An 11,733-nucleotide genomic window follows, 5' to 3' on the forward strand; every position below is an offset into this window, starting at 1 on the left:
TATGCAAAGCACAGAGTGCTAAATGCAGGTTGGTATATCAACCTAGTGGTTTGATAAGAGAGCAAGGTATCAGTTGACCGTAAAGTTTTACGCAGCGGTCCTCATTAATGACGATGAGTACTGTCACCTGAGTATTTAACCAATTGGCATGGGTGTTCCATGTAAATCATAGGGCCGTATATGAAATCAAATGGCGGATATTATTTAATAGGCAACGAGCTAGACAACTTGCGAGTTGTGGCTGAGGCCAAGTATGGTGAAATATCCTTTGGGCAGTTGAAAACATCCGTGGAGGTGATCGCTAACTTCTTGCATCGTTACCCACGAGTATTTGCTGTACGCGTTGATCTGCGTTTCCCTCATATACCAGTTATGGATGATCCGGACATGCCGACAGGCTTTCCACCGGAGGTAGAAGAGGAAAAGGTTATTACGCGCTTTATTGCTTCACTAAAAAGCCAGATACAGGCAGCACGTCACCGTAAGGGTAAGGCTGGTAAATCATTCTTCTTGGGATTTATCTGGGTGAAGGAGCAAGTAACAAGCCAGTACCCTCATTATCACGTGGTGCTACTATTTAACCGGGATGATTACGGTCATCTTGGTGACTACTCTAATCTCGATGGAGATAACATGGCTGCGCGTATCCGTAAAGCTTGGTGTAGTGCATTGAGGCTCGCATACCCTGATTATGCGTCTTTGGTGCATTTCCCTGATGACGCAGAGTATCGATTTGATCACCGAGATGCGGTGCTGCACAATGAGATGTTTTATAAATTTTTGGAGAGGATTGCGTATTTATTTAAATTACGTTCGAAAGTACGAGGTGAACGTAATTTCGGGCATAGTCAACTGATAGGTAATAATCGAACCTAATTCATTTTCCTTAGAATAGAGTCAAAGGGCTGTTATTTCAGGACACACCCGCACAATTGGGCGGTGAGGATTTCCTGCGAGACCTCACCGAATTATGCTCAACCTGCTTTTGTGGTCGGCAGCCAGGTCAATGCAGAGCCAGTTTTCGCTGCTGCATCAATATGCTCTGACCACCAGATCATCATTTTCCTACGGCGTTCCAGATAATCCGTGCGGTTATAGGCGCTACGCACTTCGTCTTTGTCTGAGTGTGCTAGGGCGGATTCGATGACATCTCGATCGAATCCCCTTTCGTTGAGTGTCGTACTACCCAAGGCTCGCAGGCCGTGCGCGACTAAGGTTCCTTCATACCCCATCCGTTTCAAAGCCGCATTGGCGGTTTGTTCGTTAGTGTGTGTCTTGGGATTTCGGATCCCAGGGAAGATAAATTCACGATGGCCGCTGATCGGTCGCATTAGGTCAAGGTAGGCAAGGGTCTGTGGCGTCAAGGGCACGTCATGGCTCCTGCGCTTCTTCATTCGCTCTGGTGGGATCCGCCAGAGTTTCTTCTCCATATCAATCTCTGCCCACCTTGCTCCGGCCGCCTCGCTGGGGCGAGCCAATGTGTGCAGGCTCCACTCGATGAGGCAGCGGGTCTGCAAATTGATGCTGGCCTTGGAAAGTCGGTTCATCAGCTCTGGTAACTGGTTGGGGTTAATACTGGGCATGTGCTGTTTGGCTGGCCGTTGAAACACCTTGCTGATCCCCGAGCAAGGGTTGGCATCGATCAGGCCGGAGTTAACGGCAAAGGTCATGATCTCGTTCACCCGCTGGGTGAGGCGGCGCACGGTTTCGAGTTTTCCTGCTGCTGCGATAGGCTCGATGATCTTGATGGCTCGCTGTGCCTTTATTTCCATAACGGGCACTGTGCCTATCTCGGGGAACAGGTACATTTCGAGCGAGCGCCAAAGATTCTCAGCATATGCCGGGGTAACGGAAGGGCGTTTGACATCAAGCCAGCGCTTGGCAACGGCTTCAAAGGTGTGCTCGCTCTGTGATAACGCAGCGGATGCTTGCTCATCACGATGATGCTGAGGATCAATGCTTTGCAGTAACAGGGATTTGGCTTCGGAGCGTTTTTCTCTCGCTTCAGCCAACGACATCTCCGGCCAGGAGCCAAAGCTGATCATGTTTCTCTGTTTACTAAGGGGGCGATAGTAGCGCAGGCGCCACAGCTTGGAACCATTGGGCTTGATGACGAGCTCCAGGCCTGCCCCGTCACAGAGGGTGTATTCCTTCTCTTTGGGCTTGGCTGCTTTGATCTCGGTTGGGGACAATGGGCGGGTGATACGAGGCATAGGCATACGCTCCGGAAGGCATACAAAACGATATGCCTAACGATATGCCTAAAAGGGCTGGATGGCAACGCACCCCATTGGACAGCATAAGACAACAAAAAACCCGCAAAGCCTTATGCTATGCGGGTTTCTTGGACTTCGTTGGTCACTGTTGGACCGGTATTTGGTGGAGCTGGGGGGATTTGAACCCCCGTCCAAAATTACTACATCCTTGGCACTACATGCTTAGTCACTCTTTACATTCGCCAACCCGCTGCGGAGAGACACGCCACGAATTGACTAGCTCGATTGGTTTTAATGCTTCCGCCCCGAGCAGGACTTCCACACGATCCTGTGAAGGATGACCTTCCGATTCCCTAGGACACAGGCAAGCTAGGGTAGAAGGGCTCTATGCAGGTTATTAAGCTGCTAGTGCGTAGTTTTCGTCGTTTGCGACTATTTTTTTGCGGTTTATTAACGAGGCCTACCGCACCTCGGCATGCACCTTGGGTTTCGTGAATCTTGTCGAATCCAGAATCAGCCCCAAGTTGTTAATTGCGATTGTACGCAAAAATGCTGTCATAGCAAGGCGTTGATACCCATTCCCTCTGGCAGCCAGTCTGTTTGCCGATTTATTGTACGCAGCTGAGCCTGAAGAGCCAGCTGCGCTGGGGGGAGGTGAACCGGCGTCCTGATCCTGCCAGTAGCGGGTTAGCCGCGATGCTTGTTCTTCATGATTCGAGCTTTTTCCCGATCCCACTCGCGGGCCTTGGTATCTTCGCGCTTGTCGTGCTCTTTCTTGCCCTTCACCAGGCCGATCTCGACCTTGACCCAGCACTGTTTCCAGTAGAGGGCGAGGGGAACTATGGTGTAGCCCTGACGGGCAATCAGGCTTTCGAGCTTGTCGAGTTCACGACGGCTCAGCAGCAGTTTGCGGGTGCGGGTCGGGTCACATACCACATGGCTGGAGGCCGCTTGCAGTGGCAGGAAGCTGGAGCCGAACAGATAGGCCTCGCCATCGCGGAAGATGACATAGGCTTCGCTGATGTTGGCCTTGCCCGCCCGCAGGGATTTGACTTCCCACCCTTGCAGGGACAGACCCGCTTCGATCTTCTCTTCGATGAAGTATTCGTGGCGCGCGGTTCTGTTGAGTGCAATGGTGCTGGACCCGGCTTTGTTTTTACTGTTTTTTTTGCTCATGACGGGCGATTTCCGGCAATGACTAGGAGGCTCGTATTATACGTAGGCAGGGGCGGCTGTAAAACGCGCAGCAGGTCAAGTGGTGGCTTTCTGAGCGGTTTGGCTGAGGTTTTACCTCCACAACCCCAAACATGGTGATAAAATCGCGCCGATTGGATGAGGAAAAGCCATGCCCCGAATTACGCGCAGTGCCCTGGTGATGTTCAGTGCCGAACAGATGTTCAAATTGGTCAACGATGTGGATGCCTATCCGCAGTTTTTGCCCGGCTGTGTTGGCAGCCGTGTCCACGAGGCTGGCGATGACTACATGATGGCGTCGGTCGATGTGGCCAAGGCGGGGATTGCCAAGACCTTCACTACCCGAAATCAGCTGGATGTGAACCGCCAGATCAGGATGGAGCTGGTGGATGGCCCGTTCCGCAAGTTGGCGGGCTGGTGGACCTTTACCCCGCTCGATGTCGACGCCTGCAAGGTGGAGTTCGATCTCGATTTCGAGTTTACCTCCAAGCTCATCGAGGTGGCCTTTGGTCAGGTATTCCGCGATCTGGTGAGCTCCATGGTCTCCGCCTTCTCCAACCGGGCGAAGGAGGTATACGGTGTCTGACCAGCTCAATATCGAGGTTGTCTATGCCTTGCCGCAGCAGCAGACGGTGATTGCCCTGCGGGTGGCGCCCGAGACCTGCGTGCAGGCGGCCATCGAGCAGTCCGGCATCGTGCAAAAGCACCCCGAGATCGATCTGGCGGTCAACAAGCTCGGCATCTACAGCCGACCGGTGAAAGGGAGCGAACCGCTGCACGACGGGGATCGTATCGAGATCTACCGCCCGCTCATCGCCGATCCCCGCGAGATGCGTAAAAAGCGCGCCGAGAAGGCCAAAGAGGAGGGAAGAGCCGATAGCGTGACCGGTGGTCGCCCCGATGTGCATCGCAAGCACCGCGAGTAGCGCTCAGGTTTTTCTTGCAGAAAAAAGGCGCCGAGGCGCCTTTTTTTGATCCCGTTAGCCGGTGAGCTGGCCAAGGGGATATCAAGAGAGGGCTGCTTCTATCACACCCAGCCGTGCGCGTGCCCAGGCTGCCAGTAGCTCGACCCCGCTTTGCATCACCCGCTCATCGAAATCGAATTCGTTGTGATGGTGTGGTGCCGCCAGATCGGCCCCCAGAATGAGGTAAGCTGCTTCGCCCCCCTGTTTTTGCACCCGCTCCATCAGAAAACCGGCATCTTCGCTGGCGCCAAAGCGGCGAGTCTGGATGGTGGCGAGCCCCTGCTTGCGGGCCAGCGCCGCCAGCTCGGCTTGCAGCGCCGGGCTGTTGTCGAGGGCAATGGCCTCACCCTGCTTGATGATGCGATAGGTGACACCGTGGGCGAGGGCGGTACCTTCGACGATGCGTTGTACCTGACTGAACATGTAGTCGTTGAGCGCGCTGTCGGCGCCGCGGGTTTCACCGCGTAGCTCGGCATGATCGGGGATGACGTTGCGGCCGCTGCCTGCGTGAAGCTGGCCGACGTTGATGCGGGTCATGCCGTCGCGGTGGCGGGGAATGCCGAGCATGGCGGTGGTGGCCATGCAGGCGGCGGCCAGCGCATTGCTGCCAGCATTGGGTTCGAGTCCCGCGTGGGCGGCGGTGCCCATAAAGTGGACGTCGAACTTGGTGGAGCAGAGAAATTCGGTGGGATTGATCACCAGCTCGCCGCTGCCAGCGTGAATGCCGATATGGAGCGAGAGCAGGGCATCCACGTCATCGAGTGCGCCACCGGCCGCCAGCGCCTTGCCACCGCGGCACCCCTCTTCGGCGGGTTGGAAGAAGAGCTTGATGCGGCCGCACAGCTGCTCCTTCATCGCCATCAGGCGGCTGGCCAGCCCCATGCCGATGGCGGTGTGGCCATCGTGGGCGCAGGCGTGCATCCACCCCTTGTTGTGGGAGGCAAAACCCTCTTGCTGCGGCTGGTGTTGTTCGGCGTCGGACTCTTCCACCTCCACCGCATCTATGTCGAAGCGAAAGGCCAGGGTCGGGCCGGGACGGCCGGTATCCAGCTCCCCCATCAGGCCAGTGACATCGCCGATCCGCTCCAGCCAGTCGGGATGGGCTCCCTGACGGCGGGCGCGAGCCTTCTCGGCCGGCACATCCACATCACGGCCCATCATCAGATTGCTGGCCAGCAGTTTGTCGCCGAGCACGATGCGATAACCGAGCTCGCTCAGGTGGTGGGCAATCAGGCTGGTGGTGCGAAACTCTTTCCAGGCGGCTTCCGGCAGGCGGTGCAGGTCGCGGCGCCACAGGATCAGGTGCTCAAGGGTCATCTTGGCTTCCTTGGTGATTCGATTTGTCGGCTATTGTGCCTTTTTTCCCGGCTGACCACACGGGGCCTGCAGCTGGTCGGGGGAGCTGTGATTGCGAGTGATGTCTGTGAGGGCCGTGAATAGTGGTGAGCGCCCATAAAAAAACGCCTCCACAAGGGAGGCGTTGTCGAGGCGTGGTTATCAGGCCGCGTGATGGTAAGCGGAGGCTTCAAACAGCTTCTTGTTGGCCACCAGATCGATGGGGTCAAAATCATCGACGTTGATGGTGCGCAGGCGACTTACCTCGGCGCGGCGCAGCAGCTCCGCTTCGCTCTGGGTCAGTACGCCAGCGGCCAGGCCAATGTCGGCCACCTTGTCCAGCGCCATGAAGGGACGCTTGATACCATCGCTCTTGCAGACTTTCTCGAACAGCGGCTCGGCGGCCAGTACGTCATCGAGCGCCTGCTCCAGCAGACCGAAGGGGTTGCCCTCTTCGCGGGTCAGATACTGCCCCTTGGCCAGGCGACTACGGGTCTCGCTCGGGGTTTGCAGCAGACGGGCAACCTGTTGATCCAGCTTGTCGCATGGACGGTTCAGGTCACGACCCAGCGGCAGCACCACGGCGCGCAGGGCAAGGCCAATCCAGCGGTTCGGGAAGTTGCGCAGCAGTTCGTCGATCGCCTCTTGTGCCTTGAACATGGCATCTTGCAGTGCCCAGTGCAGCAGCGGCAGGTCGGCCTGCTGGCGTCCCTCGTCCTGATAGCGCTTGAGGGCGCTGGAGGCGAGATAGAGCTGGCTCAGCACGTCGCCAAGGCGGGCGGAGACCCGCTCCTTGCGCTTGAGCTCGCCACCCAGGGTGCCCATCGCCATGTCTGACAGGAACGCCAGGTTGGCCGAGAGGCGGGAGAGCTGCTGGTAGTAGCCCTTGGTCTGGTCCTTGTAAGGAGCCGCGGCAAAGCGTGCGCCGGTGATACCGAGCCAGAAGCTGCGTACCAGGTTGCTGATGGCAAAGCCGACGTGGCTGAATACCGCCTTGTCGAAATCTTTCAGCGCCTGCTCCTTGTCGGGATGGCTGGCAGCCAGCATCTCCGGCAGTACATACGGGTGGCAGCGGATAGCGCCCTGACCATAGATGATCATGCTGCGGGTCAGGATGTTGGCCCCTTCCACCGTCACGGCGATGGGCGCACCCTGATAGCCACGGGCCAGATAGTTGTTGGGGCCCATGCAGATTGCCTTGCCGCCGTGGATGTCCATGGCATCGATGATGCACTTCTGGGCTCGGTCGGTGAGGTGGTATTTGACGATGGCGGAGATGACCGAGGGCTTCTCGCCAAGGTCGATACCGGTCACGGTCAGGTTGGCTGCGGCGCCCATGATGTAGGCATTGCCACCGATGCGGGCCAGCGGCTCTTCAATCCCTTCCATCTTGCCGATGGGCAGCTTGAACTGGCGACGGATGCGGCTGTAGGCGCCGCTCGCCAGGGCCAGCATCTTGACGCCACCTGTGCTGTTGGAGGGCAAGGTGATGCCGCGACCGACCGACAGACACTCGACCAGCATGCGCCAGCCCTGACCGGCCATGGCCGGACCACCGATGATGAAATCGAGCGGGACGAACACATCCTTGCCCTGGGTCGGGCCGTTCTGGAACGGCACGTTGAGCGGGAAGTGGCGACGGCCAATGCCGACACCCTTGATGTGAGTGGGAATGAGGGCGCAGGTGATGCCGAGCTCTTCCTCTTCACCCAGCAGGTGCTCGGGGTCACGCAGTTTGAAGGCCAGACCCAGCACGGTAGCAATGGGGGCGAGGGTGATGTAGCGCTTGTTCCAGGTGAGGCGCATACCGAGCACCTCTTTGCCTTCCCACTCGCCCTTGCAGACGATACCGAAGTCGGGGATGGAGCCGGCATCAGAACCCGCTTCCGGGCTGGTCAGGGCGAAGCAGGGGATCTCTTTACCTACCGCCAGGCGGGGCAGGTAGTAATCTTTCTGCTCGTCGGTGCCATAGTGTTGCAGCAGTTCGCCCGGGCCCAGCGAGTTGGGCACGCCGACGGTGGAGGCGAGCACGGCGCTGGCACCGCACAGCTTTTGCAGGACACAGGACTGGGCGTAGGCCGAGAACTCCAGACCGCCATATTTCTTCTTGATGATCATGGCGAAGAACTTGTTGTCCTTCAGGTATTGCCACACCTCGGGGGAGAGATCCGCGCGCTCGTGGGTCACTTCCCAGTCGCTCACCATGCGGCACACCTCCTCGACCGGGCCATCCATAAAGGCCTGCTCTTCGGCAGAGAGGGTGCTGACCGGGATGGCGTGCAGTTTTTTCCAGTCCGGGTTGCCTGCGAACAGATCGGCTTCCCACCAGGTGGTGCCCGCTTCAATCGCCTCCTTCTCGGTGCGGGACATCTCCGGCATGATCGATTTGTAGATCTTGAACAGCGGCTTGGTTATTTGATTGCGGCGAAATTCCACCAGATTGAGCGGGATGGCGATCACCGCGAACAGCGCCCATACCAGCAAGGGCACATGACCATAGAGGGCGCCAAGCACCAGGGCGGCGCCGGTGACCAGGGTGGAGATGAACAGGGATGCCCGGCGATAGGCTAGGGCTCCGATAACCAGGATCACCCCGAGCAGAGTGAGGGTCGTCGTCATTGCTTGCTCCTTGCGTGGTTAAGTTGCCAACGTGGCGTAACTGATCCAGAGGTCTGACCTGTTGGATATGGCCCCTGTTGTAATTCATACGCACAAAGTTATCAAGCTGTTTACATCTTCATTACCTTCTCTCTGTGATCCCCATAACGCTCACGCGCCGCCAGCGCTGTGGCTCGCAGGGGGGCGACTGTGCGATTCGCTTGTGCGAGAATAGCCGCGATCTACACGCACACTAAAAACAGTGGAAGAGACATCATGTACCAAGAATTGATCCGCAATGAACTGACCGAAGCTGCCAGCGTGCTGCAGGCCTTCCTGGCTGATGAGCAGAACCTGAAAAACATCGAAGCGGCCGCCAAACTGCTGGCTGACTCTTTCAAAGAAGAGGGCAAGGTGCTCTCCTGTGGCAACGGTGGCTCCCACTGTGACGCCATGCACTTCGCCGAAGAGCTGACCGGTCGTTACCGCGAGAACCGCCCGGGTTATGCCGGTATCGCCATCTCAGATCCGAGCCACCTCTCCTGCGTTTCCAACGACTTTGGCTATGACTATGTCTTCTCCCGCTATGTGGAAGCGGTCGGCAGCCGTGGCGACGTGCTGCTTGGCATCTCCACCAGCGGTAACTCCGGCAATATCCTGAAAGCCATCGAGGCTGCCCGCGCCAAAGGCATGAAAGTGATCGCCCTGACCGGCAAGGATGGCGGCAAGATGGCGGGTCTGGCGGATGTCGAGATCCGCGTGCCGCACTTTGGCTATGCCGACCGTATTCAGGAAGTGCACATCAAGGTGATCCACATCCTGATCCAGCTGGTCGAAAAAGAGATGGTCAAGTAATCAGGCCATAACTACCAGATAAGGGCTGCGCCGGTAGCATGGTTCGCCATCGGCCGGTTGTTGCCAGTCACAGGGGAAGGAATTGTGCCTTCCCCTGCTGTCTGTCGAACCAGCGTGCTAGTCGAACATGACACAAGCCAAATCATGAAAGGAGTCTGCCGGATATGTGCGAACTGCTCGGCATGAGTGCCAATGTGCCGACCGATATCTGCTTCAGCTTTACCGGGTTGATGCTGCGCGGCGGCAAGACCGGGCCCCACAAGGATGGCTGGGGGATCACCTTTTACGAAGGGAAGGGCTTTCGCACCTTCAAGGATCCCGAGCCCAGTGCCCAATCTCCCATCGCCAGACTGGTACAGGCGCTGCCCATCAAGAGCTGCGCCGTGGTCAGCCACATTCGGCAGGCCAACCGTGGCTGCGTGTTGCTGGAAAATACCCACCCCTTTACCCGTGAGCTGTGGGGCCGTTACTGGACCTTCGCCCACAACGGTCAGCTGACCGGCTACAAGAAGCTGCCCACCGGCCGCCACCGGCCGGTGGGGGATACCGACAGCGAACACGCCTTCTGCTGGCTGCTCGATCGGCTGGAGCAAAAATATCCCAAGCGTCCGGCCAACTTTCCCGCCATGTTTCGCTATCTCGCTACCCTGTGTGACGAGCTCAGAGCGTTCGGAGTGTTCAACATGCTGCTCTCGGATGGGGAGTATGTGATGAGCTACTGCAGCAACAACCTGCACTGGCTGACTCGCTGTGCGCCCTTTGGCGAGGCGAGCCTGCTGGATGAGGAGGTGGTGATCGACTTTCAAAGCGAGACCACCCCCAACGATGTGGTGACCCTGATCACCACCCGTCCGCTGACCGGCAATGAGAATTGGGTCAAAATGGCGCCCGGCGAATTCAATCTGTTTCGCATGGGGGAGCGGGTGGCGACCAACCAGGTCGCGCTTGAGCAAGATAAAAAAATACCAGGGTAGATACCTACCCTGGTTCTTCGCAGCAGCCATAAAAGGCAAAAGGGATGAGAGGTGTTGCTGAGCATCATCACTCTGACGGCATTGATTGTTGATCAATTGTTAATTTTTGGCAATCAAGTTGTTGTCTTGACGGGCGTTTCAGCATCGCAATTTCGATACTGATCACATTTTTTGCCACTTTATTCCCTGAGCCATCCAATCGGGTGCTTCATCACAGCCTGGTCGTGAGCCACGACATCGAAAACTATCTATAGTATGGTCTGTTTGAATACCGTTCTGGAGGAGCCTCGCATGGAGTGGGTGGATCGCAAGGTGTTGCAGCAGCTGGCAGAGGATATCGGTCCGGATATGCTGCCCGTGGTCATCGCAGTCTTTATTGAAGAGGTGGGCGAGCAGCTGAGTCAGCTCAGGCCCCTCTATGAGCAGGGGGAGTGGGAGGCGCTGGCTCGGGTGGCGCACAGCATGAAATCATCCTGTGGCAGCTACGGCGCCATGCCGAGCTATCAGCAGGTGATGGCGCTGGAGATGGCCAGCAAGCAGGCCGATGTGGCCGAGGCAGAGCGCCAGTTGCAACTGCTGGAGGCCTCCTTGCCCCAGGTGCTCGCGTTTCTTGCCGATTATCAGTAACGGCGCCATGCAGGGATGCCGGGGCGCCGTGACCGTAGCCTAACGCTGGTTGAGCAGTTGCTGGATGATCCGGTCCAGCGCCAGTTTCAGCTTCAACCGATCGTGCCGATGGGGCAGCTCAAGCTCGCCCAGCTCGGCTTCGATCACTCGCCCTTGCCAGTCCCCAGCATCACCCGCGCCTTGTGGGGCCAGGATGGCATCCAGCCGACCCTGACCGACCCGGGATTCCAGCCAGCGACATTGACTCATCAGATCCAGCTGACTGGCAGGGCCGTTTTCCGCCACCAGATTGCAGACGAAAACCAGCATGGCGCTGCTCTCGTTGATGGCCTGGGCGATCTCGGCCAGCAGCAATGGCGGCATGATGGAGGTGAGGAAACTGCCCGGCCCCAGAATGATCATGTCCGCCTGCTGCAGTGCCAGCACCGCTTCCCGGGTCGCTTGCACCTCCGGCATCAGGCCGAGGGATAGGGGAGGGGTTGCCAGTTGATCGATGGATACCTCTCCCAGGATCTGGGTGCCACACTCCATATGGGCGCAGAGATCGGTGGGAAATTCAGACATGGGTAGCAATTGTGACTCGATTTTGAGCATGTCACTGATCAGCTTGATAGCATCAAGAGGACGGACACAGAGATTATCGAGCGCCAGCAGCATCAGGTTGCCAAGGTTGTGGCCCGCCAGCTCGCCTTTGCCGGCGAAGCGGTACTCGAACAACAGGCTGCCGATGCTGGGATCGGTCACCAGCTGGTTCAGGCAGTTCCGCAGATCGCCCCAGGCGATGCACTCCTGACTCTTGCGCAGGCGTCCGGTCGAGCCACCATCATCTGTGGTGGCGACGATGCCGGTGAGCCGTTGACCGAGAAACGAGAGGGACGAAAGCACTCGTCCCATGCCATGGCCACCACCGATGGCAACGACCCGATCGAAGTCATTGATGTTTTTTTGCCACATATGGGCGTCCTGTTA

General features: G+C 57.7%; 11 protein-coding genes and 1 other RNA gene. 6 read left to right on the forward strand and 6 right to left on the reverse strand.

Annotation, left to right across the window (positions count from 1 at the left end; translation table 11 throughout):
- Window positions 1–180: 180 nt before the first annotated feature.
- The gene (locus ACTG2U_RS20000) at window positions 181–876 is read left to right on the forward strand and encodes an inovirus Gp2 family protein (RefSeq protein WP_439975021.1); all 696 of its coding nucleotides are present in this window, start codon (window positions 181–183) and stop codon (window positions 874–876) included.
- Between the two features lie 98 nt (window positions 877–974).
- Here ACTG2U_RS20000 and ACTG2U_RS20005 read toward each other — a convergent pair whose 3' ends face one another.
- The 3 genes from ACTG2U_RS20005 to smpB all read right to left on the reverse strand — a co-directional run bounded on the left by ACTG2U_RS20005 (window position 975) and on the right by smpB (window position 3,392).
- A complete protein-coding gene (locus tag ACTG2U_RS20005) occupies window positions 975–2,213 on the reverse strand; it encodes an integrase domain-containing protein (protein ID WP_439975022.1) in 1,239 nt (412 codons plus the stop codon).
- Window positions 2,214–2,377: 164 nt separating this feature from the next.
- Window positions 2,378–2,737: a transfer-messenger RNA gene (gene ssrA, locus ACTG2U_RS20010) on the reverse strand.
- 166 nt (window positions 2,738–2,903) lie between these two features.
- A complete protein-coding gene (smpB, locus tag ACTG2U_RS20015; protein ID WP_005334498.1) occupies window positions 2,904–3,392 on the reverse strand; it encodes an SsrA-binding protein SmpB in 489 nt (162 codons plus the stop codon).
- 169 nt (window positions 3,393–3,561) lie between these two features.
- Between smpB and ACTG2U_RS20020 the strand changes: the two genes are divergently transcribed.
- Entirely contained in the window at window positions 3,562–3,996 is a 435-nt protein-coding gene (locus ACTG2U_RS20020) for an SRPBCC family protein (protein ID WP_005334496.1), read from the forward strand.
- Window positions 3,989–4,336, forward strand: coding sequence for an RnfH family protein (locus ACTG2U_RS20025; RefSeq protein ID WP_439975023.1), 348 nt, complete (start codon window positions 3,989–3,991; stop codon window positions 4,334–4,336). The genes ACTG2U_RS20020 and ACTG2U_RS20025 overlap by 8 nt, the downstream gene beginning before the upstream one ends.
- Before the next feature lie 81 nt (window positions 4,337–4,417).
- On the opposite strand, the gene ACTG2U_RS20030 is transcribed toward ACTG2U_RS20025, so the two are convergent.
- A complete protein-coding gene (locus ACTG2U_RS20030) occupies window positions 4,418–5,692 on the reverse strand; it encodes an amidohydrolase (protein WP_439975024.1) in 1,275 nt (424 codons plus the stop codon).
- 180 nt (window positions 5,693–5,872) lie between these two features.
- The gene (fadE, locus tag ACTG2U_RS20035) at window positions 5,873–8,329 is read right to left on the reverse strand and encodes an acyl-CoA dehydrogenase FadE (RefSeq protein ID WP_129503606.1); all 2,457 of its coding nucleotides are present in this window, start codon (window positions 8,327–8,329) and stop codon (window positions 5,873–5,875) included.
- Window positions 8,330–8,584: 255 nt separating this feature from the next.
- On the opposite strand from fadE, the gene lpcA reads away from it, so the two are divergent.
- The 3 genes from lpcA to ACTG2U_RS20050 all read left to right on the forward strand — a co-directional run bounded on the left by lpcA (window position 8,585) and on the right by ACTG2U_RS20050 (window position 10,764).
- Complete coding sequence (gene lpcA, locus ACTG2U_RS20040) at window positions 8,585–9,163, forward strand: D-sedoheptulose 7-phosphate isomerase (RefSeq protein ID WP_439975025.1); 579 nt, start codon at window positions 8,585–8,587, stop codon at window positions 9,161–9,163.
- A gap of 164 nt (window positions 9,164–9,327) precedes the next feature.
- Complete coding sequence (locus ACTG2U_RS20045) at window positions 9,328–10,137, forward strand: class II glutamine amidotransferase (RefSeq protein ID WP_439975026.1); 810 nt, start codon at window positions 9,328–9,330, stop codon at window positions 10,135–10,137.
- Window positions 10,138–10,428: 291 nt separating this feature from the next.
- On the forward strand, window positions 10,429–10,764 hold the full coding sequence (locus tag ACTG2U_RS20050) for an Hpt domain-containing protein (RefSeq protein WP_005353511.1): 336 nt from the start codon (window positions 10,429–10,431) through the stop codon (window positions 10,762–10,764).
- A gap of 39 nt (window positions 10,765–10,803) precedes the next feature.
- Here the strand turns inward: ACTG2U_RS20050 and ACTG2U_RS20055 are convergent, their stop codons facing one another.
- Window positions 10,804–11,718 carry a gluconeogenesis factor YvcK family protein gene (locus tag ACTG2U_RS20055; RefSeq protein ID WP_047438497.1) on the reverse strand — a complete coding sequence of 305 codons (915 nt, stop codon included), beginning with the start codon at window positions 11,716–11,718 and terminating at the stop codon, window positions 10,804–10,806.
- Between the last annotated feature and the right edge of the window lie 15 nt (window positions 11,719–11,733).

Source organism: Aeromonas sp. 95A (assembly GCF_051919235.1).
GTDB classification, from domain to species: Bacteria; Pseudomonadota; Gammaproteobacteria; order Enterobacterales; family Aeromonadaceae; genus Aeromonas; species Aeromonas veronii.